This window comes from Halomonas sp. C10-5 (assembly GCF_057169305.1).
On sequence record NZ_CP175665.1, the window covers coordinates 1,065,097 to 1,083,082 of the forward strand.

The following is a 17,986-nucleotide window of genomic DNA, read 5'->3' on the forward strand; positions in this document are numbered from 1 at the left end:
CGCCTTCGGGCGCCCTTTCTCGTGCAGGGCCGCGTCACCGCGGCTCAGCCGACCACCTCCTCGATCTGATCATCGCCGAGGCCCAGCACCTGGACCTGCAGGCGGTTGCCCTCGGCCTCGGCCTTTAGGGTGTCCGGGAGTGACTGGTCATCCCCGTAGGCCTTGAAGGCGAAGCGCCAGGCCTCACCGGGCTCGAGGGTGGCCGGGGTATCGTCGCCCACGAGATAACCGCCATCGGTATCTTCGACGTTACCGTTCCACAACGTGTCGATGTCGGCGGGCAGATCGAAGCGCACCCGTGGGTCGACGACCTCCTCGGTGGAGAGGTTCTGAACGAAGAGCTCAGCCACATAGCCAGAGGACCAGCTGCTGGTGATGTTGCCCGTGACCAGCAGGTCGGTGTCGTCCTCGATGATCCCCGGCAGCTGGCGCTGGCCCTGCAGCACTGCTTCCGGTTCGGGGCGCTCGAGTGGTTCACCGTGGAAGGCGTTGCCCGAGGCGAGGTGCAGGGTGGTGCCGTCCCCGAAGGTCGCGAACTCCATGTCGACCAGGGTGTCCTGGCTGCCGCGGCCGAGGATCAGGGTCTCCTCCTCGCCCATGAGCACCTCGTGATCGCCGTAGTCCCCGGTATAGCGGGCGGTATCGATCCCTGTGCCGCCATCCAGATGGTCGGTGCCGTCGAACCAGTCATCGCCTGGTCCTCCCTGCAGGATGTCATTGCCGGCGCCACCGCTAAGGCTGTCGTGTCCCAGGCCGCCATTCAGGTAGACGCCGGCGTCGGACCCTTCCACCTCGTCCGAGCGACGGGAGCCGACCAGGTAGTCAAAGAGCACTTCGTTGGCCTCGGAGTCGGTGATGGCGCCGAAGCTCTCGCCCCCCTGGTTGAGCCACAAGGAGGGGGAGAGGTCGTCGGCCTCGGGGTCGCGGATGGACTGCTCGACCCGTACGCGGTTGTCGTGGTCCTGGCCGCCGTGGAAGTTGATGTCGCGATCGGTGAAGGCCACCTCGATGTCGTTGCCCACGGAGGAGCGCCATGAGGCGAAGGTGAGGCCGTGACGCATACCGGTGTCCTCGAGACCGGTTAGCGTGCCGTCGTAGCTCTCGTGCATCTCGTAGGCATAGCCGTTGCCGCCGCTGCCCTTGTTGAAGGCGCCCCGAGCGGTGATCCCGTCGGCCTGCGGATCCAGGGTCTTGGAGAAGCGAAAGGCAGTGGACGGACCGTTGATCACTTCGATATCGTCCAGCCGCGTGCCTACGGTTCCCTCCATCAGCACGGCCTGGTAGCCCTCCAGGGCTTCCCTGGTGTTCTCGAAGGTGCCGGGGTCAGGTTCGCCGAGCTCGAAGGCGACGCTGAAGCCTTCCAGCCTGACGTCATCGACGCTATCCAGGCGGGCCAGCCGGGTGTCGCCGGCCTCGAGGTCGAAGTGCACCCCGCGGTCCAGCACGACCTCACCGCTCTCAACCGCTTCTACCCTGGCCATGCTGGTGCGCAGCTCGGCGTATTCTACCCGCCGCCATGAGGTGTCGCCGATGGCATCGAAGAAGGCGTCGTCGTTGTCCTGCCAGAGCCTCACGGTATCACCCGGTGCCAGGCCGTGGTCGCGGTCCAGCGACAGCCGGCGCCCCCCTTCTTGGAGGTCCGTCTCTAGGCGGCCCTGGAAGCGGGTGCGCACACCATCCAGGTGGATGGCGTGGTCATCGTTCTTCTCCAGGGCGAGGTCAGTGAAGGTCAGGGTGGTGTCGCCGGAACCGGCACCCACCAATGCGATGTCGGAGCGCTCTACCGTCAGCGCATCGTCGAGGCGGTGGTTGCCGGCAGAAAATCTCAGGGTCGATCCCGGGGCGGCATCCCGGATCAAGTCGTTGATCTCCTCGGCCGAGGTGCCAGTGGAGATATCGTGGATGTCGGCCATGGGGGGCTCCTATTTTGTCGCAATATTGAGACGATTGGTGTGGCAAAGATGCCTTCAATATAGGGATAAGGGTGATTATTATCGCGTGCCTATGTCACTAATTAGTAACAGTTAATCCATGAGAAATGGCGATTTATGTCACGATAGGTTGCCGTGATATACCCCAATAATGTAGAAATGTTGGCATCGAAATCCAAGTATTAATGGCTAGCCCATTTTCGGGAAGACATGAAAGAGACGGCGTCATTCAGCCTGCCAGGAGCCCTGTACGCCTGTCGCTCCTCCCTGCTGTGGGCGGGGGGATTCAGCTTGGTGATAAACCTGCTGATGCTGACCCCGGCCCTCTACATGCTGCAGGTCTACGATCGCGTCATCACCACAGGCAGTCGCGAGACGCTGCTGCTGCTGACCCTGGCGGTGCTCTTCCTGTTCGTGGTGATGGGCCTGCTGGAGGGCGTGAGGGCTCGGGTGCTGATCCGGGTTGGCAACCGTCTCGAGACCCGGCTGGATGAGGGGCTGCACCGGACTCTGGTGGCGCATGCCCCGTGGCAGGGTGCTCCCAGCGCCTGGCCGCTCGATGATCTCGCCGCTCTGCGCCAGGCGCTGGCCGGTGGCGGCCTGATCGCGCTGTTCGATGCGCTCTGGGTGCCCCTCTACCTGATGCTGCTGTTCCTGTTTCACCCCTGGCTCGGTGCCTTCGCCATGTTTTCTGGGGGCGTGCTGCTGTTCTTGCTGGTGATCGCCGAACGTATCACGCGCGGTCTGCTCCAGGCGGCCGGCGACGAGCAGGCCAGGGCGCGGGGCAGGGTGGAGACCCACCTGCGTCATTCCGAGGTGCTCAAGGGCATGGGGATGGGCCCCGCCCTTGGTGGCCGCTGGCGGCACGATCAGCGGCGCTGGCTGGCGTTCCAGTCGCGCGCCAGTGACCGGGCCGGGCTCCTCTCGGTCCTGACTCGTGTGCTGCGGCTGCTCTTCCAGTCCCTGATCTTGGGCGTCGGGGCCCTGCTGGTGATCGAGGAGCAGATCACTCCCGGCATGATGATCGCGGCGTCCATCCTGATGGGGCGAGCCCTGGCACCCGTGGACCTGATGGCCTCCCACTGGCGTGACCTGGTGGGTGCAAGGTCGGCCTACCACCGCCTCCAGCGGCTGCTGGCCGGTAGCGAGCCGCCAGGGGAGCGGATGGCCCTGCCCAGACCGGCCGGCCGCCTTGTCGCCGAGGGCGTCACGGCGTCGCCACCGGGCGGCCGGGAGCCGGTCCTGCGGAGCGTGAGCCTCACGGTCGAACCAGGCGAGCAGCTCGGCGTGATCGGCCCTAGCGCCTCGGGCAAGTCGAGCCTCTTGCGTGTCCTGCTCGGCATCTGGCCCGCCCAGGTGGGCATCGTGCGTCTGGACGGTGCCGACATCGCCCGCTGGGACCGGGAGGCGCTCGGTCCAGACATCGGCTACCTGCCCCAGGACATCGAGCTTTTCGAGGGCACTGTCGCCGAGAACATCGCCCGCTTCGGGGAGGTCAGCGCCGAGCGGGTGATCGCGGCGGCCAGGCACGCTGGCCTGCATGAGACGGTGCTGAGCCTGCCTGACGGTTACGACACCCGGATCTCGGCGGCAGGCAGTGTGCTCTCCACCGGCCAGCGTCAGCGCCTTGGACTGGCCCGGGCACTGCACGGCGACCCGGCGCTGGTGGTGCTCGATGAGCCCAATGCCAACCTGGACCTAGAGGGGGAGCGGGCGCTCTCGCAGGCCCTTCAGCGGCTCCGGAAGGAGGGCGTCAGCGTGGTGGTGAGTAGCCATCGGATGGGGATCCTGCGACGAGTGGATAGGCTGCTGGTGCTGGAAGGTGGCCGCGTCGCCCTCCATGGTCCCCGGGAACGCGTTCTGGCACGTCTGGCCGGAGAGCAGTGGCGAACTTCCGGGAGGGGCGATCCATGAGGCACCACCGTGACCCTCGCGGCGAGACCTCGCCGCCGGTGGATGACCGCTGGCCGCGACGTCTCGGCCTGCTCGTGCTGCTGGTCTGCCTGGGGGGCGTCGGCGGCTGGGCGGCCACGGCCCCGCTGGCGGTAGCGGTCATCGCCCCGGGCCATCTGGTGGCCGCCTCTTCCAACAAGGTCGTGAAGCATCCCGTCGGGGGCGTTGTGGAGCGTATCGTCGTATCGGAGGGCGCACGTGTTGCCAAGGACGAGCCTCTGGTTGTATTGGAGACCGACCTGCTCGAGCGGCGGCTGGAGACCGCCCGCACTCGCCATCGACTGGCCCTGGCCGAAGAGGCGCGCCTGGTGGCCGAACAGGAGGGCGAGGCGAACCCGCCCTTTCCGTCGGCGCTGGCCGACGCCGGGGATCCGGAGGCCAGCCGGATTATGGCGCTGCAACGCGGGCTCCAGCAGCTTCGGCGTCACTCCCGGGCGAAAGAGCGGGAGGCCCTGGTACGACAGAACAACCGCCTGCGGGAGCGCATCGCGGGCGTCTCGACCCAAGCGGCTATCGCCTCACGACGGCTCGACAACTTGCGTGAGGAGGTCGAGGCCCTAGGCTCCCTCTACCGCGATGGGCTGGGGGATCGACGACGGCTCAATGAGCTGGAGCGAGAGGTGCTGGAGGAGGAAGGGCGAATCGAGGGGTATCGCCTCGAGCGCCTCCGACTCGCCTCGCGCATCACGGCGAATGACCGGGAGAGGGCGCGGCATGACGAGACCTTCCGGGAGGAGGTCGGCGAGGCGCTGCACGCGGTGCGCCGGCGGGTCGCCGATGCCGAGGAGCGTCTGGCTCGGCTCGAGGAGCAGCGGCGGCGGGCGACGATCGTGGCACCGGTCTCCGGAAGCGTGGTTGGCCTCGCCGTGCATGCGCCGGGTGCGGTCATCGAGCCCGGGGCCCAAGTGCTGGAACTGGTGCCCGATTCGGACCCCCTGGTGGTCGAGGCGCGGGTGGCCGATCACGACATCGACCGGGTTGCCGTCGGGCAGGCCGCCGAGATTCGCCTCACGGTCTACCATCAGCGACGTACCCGCAGCCTCGAGGGACGGGTCGAACGCGTCTCCGCCGACAGCGAGCGGAACGAGGCCTCGGGGCGCCCCTTCTACCGGATACGGGTCCGGCTCGCGGCCCAGGCGGACCCCGAGCGCATGCCGCTGCGGGCCGGGATGCCGTCGGAGGTAAGGTTGCAGGCTGGCGAGCGGACACTGGCCAGTTACCTGCTCAGGCCACTGGAGGACATGCTCGCACGCGCCCTGCGTGCCGACTGAGGGCCCCGTCCCGACAGGCAGCCCCTCAGGACCGGCCGGGGAGACGCGACCGTGCAAGACGACAGGCCAGCAGAAGGAACAGCGGCGCGCCGGCGGCCAGGTAGAGGTGGTAGGAGGCGAGGCGCCACACCAGCACCGCTGTAGCGGCCTGTTCGCGACCGACCACCGGCAGCAGCAGCCCGCCGACGCCCAGCTCGGCCGCTCCCGCACCGCCGGGCAGGAAGCTGAACTGGCTCGCGGCCATGGCCAGCATCTGGGTCAGAAAGGTCCACAGCCAGTCGATGTCGCCTCCGGCACCCAGCACCGCCAGGTAGAGCAGGCTGTAGCGCAGCAGCCAATGCGCCGCCGTGAGCATCAGCACCGCTAACAGCGTCGTGGTAGGCAGCCCCAGGGTCGTCCTGAGCGACTGCCGACACCTGAGCAGGCGGCGGGCCAGCCAACGGCGACGGTAGCCGCTCAGCCAGCGTGCCAGCGGTGCTGAGGGGCGGCGCAGCAGGCGTGGCAGGCAGCCGATCGCCAGGCCGCCGCCAAGCATCACCAGGGCGAGTGCGATCAGGGCCAGCTGGATCAGCGAGGGGTAGGGCCAGTGGGGTTCACCCAGCAGAGAGTAGGCCACCACTGCCGAGAGCATGCATAGGAAGAACAGCAGGTCACAGCCCTGGTCGAGCAGGAAGACGGCGGCTCCGCGTGAGGCCGGAAGGCCGCGCCGGGAGAGCAGCACCAGCAGGGTGGCGGGGCCTCCGCCGCCTCCCGGGGTGGCGCACAGGGCGAACTTGGAGGCTAGCTCGATGCCCAGGGCGCCGCGCTGTCCGAGCCGGCCCGCGCGGCCGTCCAGCATCAGGCGCAGCCGGGCAGCGTTGAGGTTCCAGCACAGGAATGCGATCAGCAGCATCAGGGCGAGTATGGCCGGTGGGAAGTCCCTGGCCGCCGCCAGGGCATCGGCACCGCCCAGCCAGGCGGTCACCCCCAGTGGGGCCAGCAGCGCCATCAGGATCAGCACGCCGTGCCATGGCCGCCAGCGTGGCAGATGGCGGCGAGGATCAGCCATTCCGGGAGGTCGCCTGGCCCTGGTTGCCGTGACACAGCTGCCGATAGTGGCCCAGCAGGTCATCGATGACCCGTTCCCAGTCGAAGTGGCGTTCCACGTGACGCCGGGCGTGGCGTCCCATGGCCTGTGGGTCGTTGAGGAACAGCTCGCGGGTCGCCCGCGCCATGTCGTCGGGATCACGGGGGCCGCAGAGGATACCGGCGCCCAACGGCACATACTCCTTGAGGGCACCGGCGTGTGCCGCCACGACCGGTAGCCCGCTGGCCATGGCCTCCTGGGCCACCAGGCCGAAGGTCTCGCGGGTGCCGGCGTGCAGCATGGCATCGGCGCTGGCCAGGGCCGTGGCGACCTCTCCTGGTGGGCAGTAGCGAGGCACCACGCTGACATTGGCGGGGACCCGACCGGGCATCCCCGGGCCCATCAGCAGCAGGTGGTAGTCGGCTCCCAGCCGCCCCATCGTCGCCAGCAGTACATCGACGTGCTTCTCCGGTGAATGGCGCCCGGCGAAGACCAGCAGATGCTGGTGATCGCCGAGCCCCAGGCGTCGGCGCAGTTCAGGATCGCGATGGCGGGGGTGGAAGGTCTCCAGGTCGACTCCCAGGGGCTGGACCCGCAGCTTGCTCACGCCCCAGTCGGCCAGGCGTTCGGCCATGGCGGTGCACGGCGCCAGGACGCTGTCGAAGTGGCCATATAGCTCCCCCACATAGCGCTCCAGGCGTCGTCGGACGCCACCGCCGAAGCGATCTCCCATCAGCCGCGGCAGATCGGAGTGGAAGAAGCCGACCGTGGGCACTCCCAGGTGCTGGCCCGCCTCCACGGCTGCCCAGGCGGTCACGTAGGGGTCGCCGGCCTCGATGAGGTCCGGCGCCATGTCGATCAGGGCCTCCCGCCAGGGCGCGCGGCGCAGCGGAAAGCGATAGCCCTGGCCCAGCGGCAGGCGCGGGGCGGGGAGGGTGTGCACTCCGCCCAGCGAACCGCGCTCCGCGCCGGGTACCAGCAGGCTGGTGCGCAGATCGGGGTGGCGGGCCAGGAGGCGATGCTTGGCCTGCAGGTAGGTGCGAACGCCGCCGCTGGCAGGGGCGTGGAACATGGTGATGTCGACGAGGTGCACTTGGCCTCCTGACGGTGGGTCGAACCGTCAGGCTAGGGCCTGTATGCGACACTTCGAAGACAGCGGGGGGTGTCCGGCCATAACGCAACACGGCGGCCCTCGGGCCGCCGTGGTGTCGCTCATTACCAATGGCTGGGATGCGCGGCTCAGTCGGCCGGGCGGGCCACCAGGGAGCGGGTCTCCTCGCGGGCCTCGACCAGCGCCACGCGCAGGTGGTCGCCCAGCTTGTAGCGCTCTTCGCTCTCCACCTGGATACGTCCCTCCTTGTCGTCGATGGCCACCTTGTTGCGCTCGCTGTGCATCATCGGCGCCGGCACGAAGGCGGTGGCGCCGTTGGCGGTAAGGCGCACGCGCATGCCGCCACGGTTGATCTGGATGACCTCGGCGTCGAAGGTTTCCTGGGCCTCGGCCGCGGGGCTCAGGTAGCGCACGTAGAGCCAGTCCTTGACGTCGCGCTCGGCCATGCGGTTGAGGCGGCGACGCTCGGTGAGCTGCTCGGTGAGTGCCAGGCTCGCCTCGGCCGGGGCCTGCTCGCCCTTGAGGACCCGCTTGATCAGGCGATGGTTGACCATGTCGCCATACTTGCGGATCGGCGAGGTCCAGGTGGCGTAGGCCGGAAGCCCTAGGCCGAAGTGCGGGCCGGGCTTGGCCGACATGCTGGTGAAGCCCTGGAAGCGACGCAGGCGGGCGTCGAGCCAGGCATCGTCGCGCCCCTCGAGCTCGCGCTTGAGCTCCTTGTAGCGGGGGAGCTCGGTGAGCGCCTCGCGCTCCACCTCGATCTCCTGGCTGGCCAGGAACTCCTGGGCGGCCTCGGCCTTGTCGTCCTCGAAGGCGCGGTGCACGTTGAAGATGCCGTGGCCGACGTGCTCGGCGAGCAGGTGGGCGCAGCAGGCATTGGCGGCGATCATCGACTCCTCGATCATGCGGTTGGCGATGCGCCGCTCCTCGGTGCGAATATCCAGCACGTTGCCGGCCGCATCCAGGTCGAAGACGAAGTCGGGACGGTCCTTGAATACCAGGGCATGCTCGGCGCGCCAGGCGGCACGGGCCTCGGTGAGGTCGCGCAGTGCCTTGAGCTGCTCGCCGATCTCCGCCGCCGGCGCCCACTCGCCCTGGCCCTCGAGCCAGTCGGAGACGTGGTCGTAGACCAGCTTGGCGTGGGAGGTGGCGGTGGCGGCGAAGAAGCGATAGTCGCCCAGGCTGCCATCGGCATGCACGGTCAGCGTGCAGGCCAGCACCGGACGCTCCTTGCCCTCCCACAGCGAGCAGAGGTCGTCGGCCAGCTGCTCGGGCAGCATGGTGACGTTCTGCCCCGGCAGGTAGACGGTGAAGGCGCGGGTGCGGGCCTCGAGGTCGGCGGCGTGGCCCTCCTCGACATAGGCGGTGGGGTCGGCGATGGCCACGCTGAGGTCCCAGCCGCCATCCGTGCGGGGCACGATGCGCAGGGCATCGTCCATGTCGCGGGTCTTCTCGCCGTCGATGGTGAAGAAGGGCTCGGCATTCAGATCTTCACGCACCAGGCCCTCATCGCGCAGCGGCCAGTCGTCGCCGGCATCCGGGCACTCCTGCTCCAGCGCGTGGCGGGCCAGGGTCACCCGCCACGGCACCGCCGGGTCGTCGGCCTTGGCCACCAGCTCGTCGATCTGGGTGAAGAAGCCACGATCGTCGGCCTTGAGGGGGTGGCGCACCAGGCGGGCGACGACCCAGTCGGCGTCGCCGATGGTGGCTTCATCGAGGCTGCGCTTGATGCGTGCCTTGAGGACATTCTTGATCGAGGGGTGGTCCGGCACCACGGCCAGACGGCCCTCGCGCTTCTGGACCCGGGCGATGAAGCGGTCGAGGCCCTGTTCGATCAGGGTGTCGGGCTCGACACTCTTCTTGTCGCCCTCCTCATGCAGCACCGCCGCGACGCGATCGCCGTGCAGTACCTGCTTCATGGCGGGGGGCGGCACGAAGTAGGAGTCGCCCTCGTCGGTCTCGAGGAAGCCGAAGCCCTTCTCGGTGGCCTTGATCACGCCCTCGACACGAGGGGTGGTGGAGCGAATCTGTTGCTTGAGTTGGGCAAGCAGGGCGTTGTTCTGCAGCATGATCACGAACGTGTGGCGGGGGTAGGCTGGCCACTATACGGATTCCCGTGCGCCGCGCCAAACCTGGCGTCGGGGGATACCGCGAATCAGTGGCTTGGCGCGAGGCCAGGGCTGCGGAACGCATGACGGCGCCTGTCGGCGCCGTCGCAAGTGACCCGGGAAAGCGGGATCAGCGTACCGTGATCACCGTGCACTCGGCGGTGTGTGCCACCTTGTGAGAGACGCTGCCGACCACGAAGCCCTTGAGGTCGCTGAGGCCGCGGCTGCCCATGACGATGGCATCGACGCCGCGCTTGCGCGATTCGCTGAGGATGGCGCGTGCCGGGTCGCCCTGGGCGATCACCGTCTCGATCTTGGTTGCGCCCTGCTCGCGGGCCGCCTCGGCGGCGCGGCTGATCACCTGCTTGCCGGCTTCCTCACGCTCCTCGCGGGAGGCCTCGATGGCGATGGCGCCGATGCCCCATACCAGGGTGGTCTCGTGGGAGAGCTCCTCGGGGATATGCAGCAGGTGCAGGAGGCTACCCTCCTGGCGGGCCAGCTGGCAGGCCACGGCGAGGGCCTTCTGGGCGTGCTCGGAGCCGTCGACGGGAACCAGGATGGAGGTATACATGGAGAGACTCCTTGTCGGTGGGGGCTATCTCGAGCCTAGCGGTTTTCCCCGCCGGGGTCATCTGCCATGCCGCCCGGCAGGCGCAACCTTGACCTGCATCACGGCTGCTGGCGTTCGCCGTCCGCCTCAAGCCGACGCAGCTGCTGCCACAACTCCCGGCGCAGGTCGGCCAGGCGCGGGGACTGGTTCGCGCGGAAGGGCAGCGGGCGCGTCAGGCGCTGGGTGCGCAGCCCCAGCCGGGCGCTGGTCAGGCCGATACCCAGGCCCTGGGCGGCCCGGGTGGAGAGGCGTCCGGCGAGGTTCATCGAGAGCATCTCCATGCCGGCGTCGCCGGCCATCTCGGTGGCCCCGGCGAAGGCCATCTGGCGAAGCACCTCGCGCAGCAGGCGCAGCCGCGCCGCATAACCCAGTTCCAGGCCATAGAGCCGGCACAGGCGGTCGACCATGGCCAGGCTGCGCCAGGCCACCAGCGCCATGTCGACCAGGGTAAGCGGGCTCACCGCCACCATCACCGCGGTCTCGCCGGACATCCGCGATACCAGGCGGCGAGCCGCTCGATCTCTGGGGGCCAGCAGGTGATGGTCGAGCAGGGTATGGAGCTCGGCTCCGCCGTGATGAGGCTGTCTCGCGGCCAGGAAGGCCTGCCAGTGAGGGTGGTCGGTCTCCAGGTCCAGGGCACGACGCAGGGTCTCGGCGGTGGCATCGGCCTCGCGGCGGGAGGCCGCGGAGAGATCGCCCAGTCGCTCGCGCAGCCGATCGTGGCGACGCAGCCGGCGCAGGCGCCACAGCTCGCGGCCGAGGGCGCCTCCGCCCAGTGCCAGGGCGAGCAGCAGCAGCAGGCTCCAGGCGCCGGCCAGCCAGTCACCGCCCAGGCCGGCGGCGTAGAGGGTGGTACCGGCCTCGACCGCGCCCAGCCCGAGGCTGCCGCCCAGCAGCATGAGCAGTCCCCAGCGGCGTCGGCGTGGCCGCCCCAGGCTGGCTGCAAGCGCTGGCTCGGCCGGCTCCTCGCTCGGTGTCAGCGCCTGGCTCGGCAGGTCGGGAGCGAAGGTCCGGGGTGGGCGCGGGTCGGCTGCCGTGGAGGCCGGGGCCGGCTCCTCGGGGGGGAAGTGCCGACCGGGGCGGGGGTCGCGGGGCGTGCTCACGTCAGCTTGTCTCCGATCAGCCAGTCGAGGGCGGCATCCATGCGGATATGGGGCAGGGCCCCGCTCTCCAGGGGGAGCGGGCGGAAGGCAGGGAAGTCGAAGCCCTGGCGGGCCCAGAAGGCGTCGTCGGGGAGCCGTTCCGGCACCTCGCCGGGATACATCAGCAGCGGCTCGCCATCGAGGCCGGTGCCGCGCAGTGCCGGCATGCGCCGCCCCTGGGTCTCGACCTCGCGTGATTCGCTTGAACGGATCGCCGCCAGCGACAGGGCGCGCACCGGGACATCGGCATAGCGCAGGTCCTTGAGCGGCTCGGCGAGCATCGCCTCGAGCAGTGCCACCAGGCGGGGGTGCTGCTCGGGGGTCACATGGTCGGCCTTGGTGGCGGCGATGGCCAGGCGGTCGATGCGCGGGGCGAACAGCCGTGAGAGCAGGCTGCGCTGACCGTAATCGAAGCTCTGCATCAGGTTGGCGAGCGCCCGGGAGAGGTCCTGGAAGCGTTCGGGCCCGGCGTTCAGCGCCCCCAGCAGGTCCACCAGCACGATCTGGCGATCGAAGCGTCGGAAGTGGTCGCGGTAGAAGGGACGCACGATATGCTGCTGGTAGTAGCGGAAGCGTCGCGCCAGGGTGGCGTAGTTGCTCGAATCGGGCAGGGCGGCCAGCGTCTCGGGATCCGCCTCGGCGACACCGGGCAGCGGGAAGAACTGCAGCACCGGCGCACCCGAGAGGTCTCCCGGCAGCAGGAAGCGGCCCGGCTGCAGGTCCGCAAAGCCCGCCTCCCGGGCGCCGCGCAACCCCGCGGCGAAGTGGTCGGCGACCTCGGCCAGCTGTGCCTCGTCGGCCTCGGCGGCGGGGTCGAGCCTAGCTGCCGCGGCCTGCCAGGCGCTGAAGTGGGATGCCCGCTGTCGTCCCTCCAGGGCACGCTGGCGCGCACACCAGCCGGGGTAGTCGAGCCCCAGCAGCGGCAGGTCGAGCAACCACTCACCCGGGTAGTCGAAGAGGTCCAGAGTCAGCTGACGGGAATCGCCACCGAGCAGGCCGCGCCGTGCCGGGCGATAGCGGATCGCCAGGCGCAGCTCGCTGATGCCGCGGGTGGGCTCCGGCCAGCGCGGCGGTGTTGCCGACAGCGCCGCCATGGCCTGGTCATAGGGAAAGCGCGGCACGCCGAGGTCCTGCTGGTTGACGCGACGGGCTCCCAGCAGACGGCCCTCCCTGGCGGCGGGCAGCAGGTCCAGGTGCGCCTCCAGGCCGGCATGGCGCAGCTGGTTGACCAGGGAGGTAAGGAAGGCGGTCTTGCCCGAGCGGGAGAGGCCGGTGACGGCCAGACGCAGCTGACGGTCGCGGCCGCGCTCGAGCAGATCCTGGAGTTCACGGGCGAGGGGCTGGCGCATGCTGTGGGCTCCGTCAGCCGGTGATGAGGCCGTAGAGAGTCGGTGAGGCGGCCAGCAGGAATCCTGCGCCGGCTATCACCCGCCCCGGCCAGAGATGGCGAGTGGTATGGGCCAGGGTCAGGCCGCCGAGGCAGACCAGCATGCCGAGGATATTCAAGACGTAGGTGATCATCGACCAGATGGGGTCGGGGTTCATGCGCTGCCGCTCCTCGCTTGTGGTGTCACGCCGGGGATGGTATCAGGAGAGCAGGCCCAGCGGCAGCGAACAGGGAGGAGAGATGTTGACTTCGGAGGAGGTGCTGGCCTTCTGGTTCGACGAGCTCGTGCCGGCCCAGTGGTTTCGCCGAGACCCGGCGCTGGATGCCGAGATCGCCGAGCGATTCGGTGCCTGCCTGCAGGCGGCCCGACGCACCGAGCTGTGGGGCTGGCGTGAGACACCGGAGGGTCGCCTCGCCGAGGTGGTCGTGCTCGACCAGTTCTCGCGTAACGTCCATCGCGACACGCCTGACGCCTTCGCGGCCGACCCGCTGGCCCTGGGGCTGGCCCAGGAGGCGGTGGCCCGCGGCGACGATGCGGCATTGCCACCGGCGTGGCGGGCCTTTCTTTACATGCCATTCATGCACAGCGAGTCGGCGGCGATCCACGAGCAGGCGCTGCGCCTGTTCGCTCAACCGGGGCTCGAGGAAAACCTGCGTTTCGAGCATCGCCATCGCGACATCATCCTGCGCTTCGGACGCTATCCACATCGCAACACCATCCTCGGCCGGGTTTCCACTCCAGCGGAGCTGGCGTTCCTGGCGCAGCCGGGCTCTTCCTTCTAGCATCATCACCACGTCACGCTTTTCATCCTATCCACGAAAACAGGAGGCACCATGGGAATCATCGCCTGGTTGATCATCGGCGGGCTGGCCGGCTGGATAGCCGGCCATATCATGCGGGGAGGGGGCTTCGGCATCCTCGGCAACATCGGTGTCGGCGTGGTCGGCGCGGTGATCGGTGGCTTCATCTTCCAGCAGATCCTCGGCATGGGTACCGGCGGCTTCCTCGGCTCGCTGTTCAGTGCCGTGGTCGGCGCGGTGATCCTGCTGTGGGTGATCAGCAAGGTGAAGAAGGGGTGACCAAGGTCGAGTAGGACTAAAGTTTACGTCAACGTCACCCAGCGGATAGGCGCCGTTTCTGTCGACAGAAACGGCGCCTATCTGCGTCTAACGCGTCGTTATCCGGCGATAAGCCACCGATCGACGGTTTTCTGTCGACAATCTTCGCGGCATTACCGCGTGAGGCGCTGACCCAAAGTCGAATGTTCGCGGCTGCAGCATGCACGTAAAACCCCATGACCATAACAACAACGACGACGAGAGGACCTACAGGTGAATAACCAGAATTCATGAGGATACGACGTGCTGCTGAAACGCGAACACGGTGAGGAACACCCCTACTGGCCGCTGGGCCCCTTCAAGCTCCGCCTGCCCTTCATCCATTTCCGCTGGGAGATTCCCGAGACCATCCAGGCGCTGGTGATGTTCGTCATCGCCATGGGCATGATCCCGCTGCTCGAGCAGTATCTGGGGCTGCCCTACGAGGTGGCGCTGGCATACGTGGTGGTGTGCGGGGTGGGCTTCATGCTGCCGCCGCTGCTGGGCGTGCCCTTTATCGCCGGCTGGATTACCCCGGCGATTCCGGTGGTGCTGCTGTTCCTGAGCGACTTCACGCCCGGCCCGGAAGCGATTCGTGCCATGGTCGCGCTGCAGCTGGTGGTGACCGCGATCTTCCTGATCATGGCGGTCACCCGACTCGGCTCGAAGCTGGTCAACAACGTGCCGGACTCGATCAAGGCGGGTATCCTGCTGGGCGCCGGCATCGCCGCCATCAGCGGCGAGATCAGCGAAGGGGGGCGTCTCTACAACACGCCGATCTCGCTGGGAATCGGTGGCCTGGTGACCCTTTACGTGCTGTTCTCGCTCTCCTTCCGCGACCTCACCGAGAAGTATCGCTGGGCGCGCAACATCGCCGCCTACGGCATGGTCCCCGGCATGCTGGTGACCATGGCCATCGGCTGGGGCATGGGCGAGTATCCGCTGCCCACCGTCGAGTGGGGCGTGGCCGTGCCCGACTTCAGCGGCATCTGGGCCTACCTGCCCTTCACGGTCGGGCTACCCGGCGTCGAGCTGCTGATTGCCGCGATCCCCACCGCGATCATCGCCTATATCATCGCCTTCGGCGACATCATCGTCGGCCAGAGCCTGATCAAGCGCGTCGACCACCTGCGCCCCGACGAGCAGATCGAGGTCAACGTGGACCGGGTCCACCTGATCACCGGCCTGCGCAACCTGATGCACTCGCTGCTGGCCCCCTATCCGGGCCTGGCCGGCCCTCTGTTCACCGGCGCCATGGCCACCGTGGCCGAGCGCTACCGGTATGGGCGCAAGGCGATGGATACCATCTACGGTGGTGCCTCGGTGTTCTGGATCGTCGGCTTCCTGGCCCTGTTCATGCTGCCGCTGATCACCCTGTTCCGTCCGGTGCTGCCCATCGCGCTCTCCATCACCCTGCTGATCACCGGCTACCTGTGCATCGCCGTGGCCGTCGAGCAGATCAAGAACGCCACCGCCATGGGCGTGGCCGGGATCATGGGCGTGGTGCTGGCTACCCACGGAGCCGCCTGGGGTCTGGGCGTCGGGCTGGTGCTCTACTTCATGGTCGAGCACCGCCTGCGGGGCGCCCGCGAGGCCGAAGAGCAGGAGCCGATCCATGTCGAGGATGACATGGCGGTGGAAAGCGAGGAGCCAGAGCCCGTCACACGCTGATTGTGCCGCGTTCGCGCCACGACGGGCCGCCCTTGGGCGGCCCGTCGTCGTGTTGGAGGAGCGCGGTGCAGAGTCAGGGCAGGTGGGAGATGAAGCGGCTCGGATCGTCGCTGATCGCGGCATCCACGCCCCACTGCCACAGGTGGGCGAAGGCTGCCGGGTCGTTGGGCGTATAGCAGAGCAGGGCGTAGCCGTCATCCTTGACCGCCGTGGCCCCGCGCCGGCTCAGGCGACGCCAGTCGGCGTGGACGCTGAATGCCTCCAGCTCCGTGCAGCGGCTCCGCCAGCCACGGCCGATCCCCTCGAAGAGCACACCCAGCGCGAGCCGTGAGGCGGGCGCTAGTTCGCGGGCGCAGGCCAGGGCATCGTCATTGAAGGAGGAGACGATCAGCCGCTCCGGCGGCAGGGCATCGAGGGCGGCGGGTACCGCCTCCTCGACAAGCGCCGCGGCACTGCGCCCGCGGTTGACCTTGAGTTCCAGGTTGAGTCCCATCCCGCACTCGTCGATCAGCTTGAGCATCTCGGTCAGGGTAGCGATGCGCTCGCCACGGAAGGCGTCGCCGAACCAGGCCCCCACATCGAGCTGGCGGGCCGTGGGCAGGTCCAGGTCGGTGAGTCGGCCGCTGGCGTCCGAGCAGCGGCGCACCCCGGCATCGTGCCAGATGACCGGGGTGCCATCGCCCAGCAGCTGCACATCCAGCTCGACCCAGATGCAGCCGGCGGCGTGGGCGGCGCGCACGGCGGCCAGGGTATTCTCCGGGGCATGGGCGGACAGGCCACGGTGGGCGATCAGGCGGGGGAGCGAAATGTCGGGGTGGGGCATGGGCCGTCATCCTGGTCAGCGAGGCGCCGTCACTGGCGGCGGGGAACCTTCCGGTAGCGTAGCGCCATCCACCCCGGCCTGGATATGGTAGGCTGCGCGATTTTGGGCCCTGGTGGTAGCGGTACCCACGATGCGAGGAGAGCGAGATGAGAGTCGTGCATATCAAGAATCCCGGCCAGCGCGAGGCCTGTCTGGCCCGGCTGTGTGCCGAATCCTATGGCCATGAGGCGGGACTGCGGCCGCTGGCGACCTTCGCCGGTACCCTGGGGGTACTGATCGAGCAGGAGGCAGCCAGGGTGCTGGCGCTGGTGGATGATCATTCACGCCCGGTGGCACTGGCGCTGCTGGTGCTCGACGAGCGTGGCAGCAGCATGACCGTGATGCTGCTGGCCGAACTCGACCAGGAACCGCCGGGCGTGGACAGACCCGCCGAGCGGTTGGTCGCCGAGCTGGCGCAGAAGGCTCCCCTGCGTGTCGATGCCCGGGACGTCGAGCAGGAGGCACGCTTTCGCGAGGCGGGCATCTCGCGCTGGCTGGACGGCAAGGCCGGGTTGCGTATCGGGCTGGGTCCCAGGCATCCGGCCAGCTCCCTCGAGGACCTGCCCCGGGCACTGACCTTCGACGAGGCGGCGGTGATCCAGTCCTTCAAGCAGGATCGCCAGCAGTTCGATGACTACAAGGCGCGTTTCATCCGTGGCCTGGAGGCCTTTCCTGCCACACTGTAAAGGCGGGGTGACTTGACCCTGCCGGGCCATGGCGCTTGACTGGTGGGCTCATCCAGCAGGCAGCACAAGGAAATACCTTCATGGCCAAGCGTATCCAGTTTGCCCGTACCGGCGGCTCGGAGGTCCTCGAACTCGTCGACGTCACCCCGGCGGAGCCGGGCCCCGGCGAGGTGAGGGTCGCCAACCGTGCCGTCGGCCTCAACTTCATCGACATCTACTTCCGCACCGGCCTCTACCCGGCACCCTCGCTCCCCTCCGGGCTGGGCACCGAGGCGGCCGGCGTGGTCGACGCCGTGGGCGATGGTGTGGCCCACCTCCAGGTGGGCGATCGCGTCGCCTACGCCCAGGGCCCCCTGGGCGCCTACGCCGAGCTGCACACCCTTCCCGCCGACAAGGTGGTGGTACTGCCCGACGGCATCGACTTCGAGACCGCCGCGGCGAGCATGCTCAAGGGCCTGACCGTGCAGTACCTGATGCGTCAGACCCACCGGGTCGAGGCCGGCGAGACCATCCTCTGGCACGCCGCCGCCGGTGGGGTGGGCTCCATCGCCTGCCAGTGGGCCAGGGCGCTGGGTGTCAGGCTGATCGGCACCGTCAGCTCGCCGGAGAAGGCGGCGCTGGCCGAGAAGAACGGCGCCTGGGCGACCATCGATTACACCAAGGAGGATGTGGTCGAGCGGGTGCGCGAGCTGACCGACGGCGCGATGTGCGACGTGGTTTACGACTCAGTGGGCAAGGATACCTGGGAGACCTCCCTGGACTGCCTCAAGCCACGCTCGCTGATGGTCAGCTTCGGCAACGCCTCCGGCGCCGTGGAAGGCGTCAACCTGGGGATCCTCAACCAGAAGGGCTCGCTCTATACCACGCGTCCCAGCCTCAACGGCTATGCCGACACCCGCGAGCGCCTGGAAGCGATGGCCGCCGAGCTGTTCGAGATGCTGGAGAGCGGCAAGGTGAAGGTCGATATCTCGAGCCGTTACCCGCTCGCCGAGGCGGGCAAGGCCCAGGACGCCCTGCAGGGCCGCCAGACCACCGGCTCCACCATCCTCCTTCCCTGAAGGCCTGCGGCCAGTGACAAGGAGCAAGCCGC

At 68.5% G+C, this 17,986-nt stretch carries 16 protein-coding genes; 7 read left to right on the top strand and 9 right to left on the bottom strand.

The annotated features are described in order from the left end of the window. Positions 1-44: 44 nt before the first annotated feature. Positions 45-1,913 (bottom strand): cellulose binding domain-containing protein, encoded by a 1,869-nt coding sequence (locus ACJ7IV_RS05000; protein WP_483866044.1) that lies wholly within the window; start codon positions 1,911-1,913, stop codon positions 45-47. A 228-nt stretch (positions 1,914-2,141) separates the two neighbouring features. Here ACJ7IV_RS05000 and ACJ7IV_RS05005 point away from each other — a divergent pair, with 228 nt between their 5' ends. Continuing rightward, complete coding sequence (locus ACJ7IV_RS05005; protein WP_483866045.1) at positions 2,142-3,845, top strand: type I secretion system permease/ATPase; 1,704 nt, start codon at positions 2,142-2,144, stop codon at positions 3,843-3,845. After that, complete coding sequence (locus ACJ7IV_RS05010) at positions 3,842-5,155, top strand: HlyD family type I secretion periplasmic adaptor subunit (protein WP_483866046.1); 1,314 nt, start codon at positions 3,842-3,844, stop codon at positions 5,153-5,155. The genes ACJ7IV_RS05005 and ACJ7IV_RS05010 overlap by 4 nt, the downstream gene beginning before the upstream one ends. Before the next feature lie 25 nt (positions 5,156-5,180). On the opposite strand, the gene gpgF is transcribed toward ACJ7IV_RS05010, so the two are convergent. The 7 genes from gpgF to ACJ7IV_RS05045 form a co-directional block, all read right to left on the bottom strand. Then, positions 5,181-6,203: a glucosaminyl phosphatidylglycerol flippase gene (gpgF, locus tag ACJ7IV_RS05015; RefSeq protein ID WP_483866047.1), complete on the bottom strand. Its 1,023-nt coding sequence runs from the start codon at positions 6,201-6,203 to the stop codon at positions 5,181-5,183. Further along, positions 6,196-7,314, bottom strand: a complete 1,119-nt coding sequence (gene gpgS / locus ACJ7IV_RS05020) for an N-acetylglucosaminyl phosphatidylglycerol synthase (RefSeq protein WP_483866048.1) — start codon at positions 7,312-7,314, stop codon at positions 6,196-6,198. Before gpgS ends, gpgF begins: the two co-directional genes overlap by 8 nt. A 146-nt stretch (positions 7,315-7,460) precedes the next feature. Next, positions 7,461-9,401: an exoribonuclease II gene (locus ACJ7IV_RS05025; RefSeq protein ID WP_483866049.1), complete on the bottom strand. Its 1,941-nt coding sequence runs from the start codon at positions 9,399-9,401 to the stop codon at positions 7,461-7,463. A gap of 169 nt (positions 9,402-9,570) precedes the next feature. Next, positions 9,571-10,011: a universal stress protein gene (locus ACJ7IV_RS05030; RefSeq protein WP_161432499.1), complete on the bottom strand. Its 441-nt coding sequence runs from the start codon at positions 10,009-10,011 to the stop codon at positions 9,571-9,573. Between the two features lie 98 nt (positions 10,012-10,109). Then, positions 10,110-11,153, bottom strand: a complete 1,044-nt coding sequence (locus tag ACJ7IV_RS05035) for a TIGR01620 family protein (RefSeq protein ID WP_483866050.1) — start codon at positions 11,151-11,153, stop codon at positions 10,110-10,112. Further along, positions 11,150-12,541: a YcjX family GTP-binding protein gene (locus ACJ7IV_RS05040; protein ID WP_483866051.1), complete on the bottom strand. Its 1,392-nt coding sequence runs from the start codon at positions 12,539-12,541 to the stop codon at positions 11,150-11,152. Before ACJ7IV_RS05040 ends, ACJ7IV_RS05035 begins: the two co-directional genes overlap by 4 nt. Positions 12,542-12,554: 13 nt before the next feature. Continuing rightward, a complete protein-coding gene (locus ACJ7IV_RS05045) occupies positions 12,555-12,737 on the bottom strand; it encodes a hypothetical protein (protein WP_483866052.1) in 183 nt (60 codons plus the stop codon). Between the two features lie 82 nt (positions 12,738-12,819). Between ACJ7IV_RS05045 and ACJ7IV_RS05050 the strand changes: the two genes are divergently transcribed. The 3 genes from ACJ7IV_RS05050 to ACJ7IV_RS05060 all read left to right on the top strand — a co-directional run bounded on the left by ACJ7IV_RS05050 (position 12,820) and on the right by ACJ7IV_RS05060 (position 15,348). Beyond that, a complete protein-coding gene (locus tag ACJ7IV_RS05050) occupies positions 12,820-13,362 on the top strand; it encodes a DUF924 family protein (protein ID WP_483866053.1) in 543 nt (180 codons plus the stop codon). Positions 13,363-13,413: 51 nt separating this feature from the next. After that, on the top strand, positions 13,414-13,659 hold the full coding sequence (locus ACJ7IV_RS05055) for a GlsB/YeaQ/YmgE family stress response membrane protein (RefSeq protein WP_161432494.1): 246 nt from the start codon (positions 13,414-13,416) through the stop codon (positions 13,657-13,659). 282 nt (positions 13,660-13,941) lie between these two features. Further along, a complete protein-coding gene (locus ACJ7IV_RS05060) occupies positions 13,942-15,348 on the top strand; it encodes a xanthine/uracil/vitamin C permease (protein ID WP_483866054.1) in 1,407 nt (468 codons plus the stop codon). A gap of 73 nt (positions 15,349-15,421) precedes the next feature. Here ACJ7IV_RS05060 and ACJ7IV_RS05065 read toward each other — a convergent pair whose 3' ends face one another. Further along, positions 15,422-16,171, bottom strand: coding sequence for a glycerophosphodiester phosphodiesterase family protein (locus tag ACJ7IV_RS05065; protein WP_483866055.1), 750 nt, complete (start codon positions 16,169-16,171; stop codon positions 15,422-15,424). 146 nt (positions 16,172-16,317) lie between these two features. Here ACJ7IV_RS05065 and ACJ7IV_RS05070 point away from each other — a divergent pair, with 146 nt between their 5' ends. Beyond that, positions 16,318-16,896 (top strand): hypothetical protein, encoded by a 579-nt coding sequence (locus tag ACJ7IV_RS05070; RefSeq protein ID WP_483866056.1) that lies wholly within the window; start codon positions 16,318-16,320, stop codon positions 16,894-16,896. Between the two features lie 80 nt (positions 16,897-16,976). Next, on the top strand, positions 16,977-17,954 hold the full coding sequence (locus ACJ7IV_RS05075; protein ID WP_483866057.1) for an NADPH:quinone reductase: 978 nt from the start codon (positions 16,977-16,979) through the stop codon (positions 17,952-17,954). The last annotated feature ends 32 nt before the right edge of the window (positions 17,955-17,986 follow it).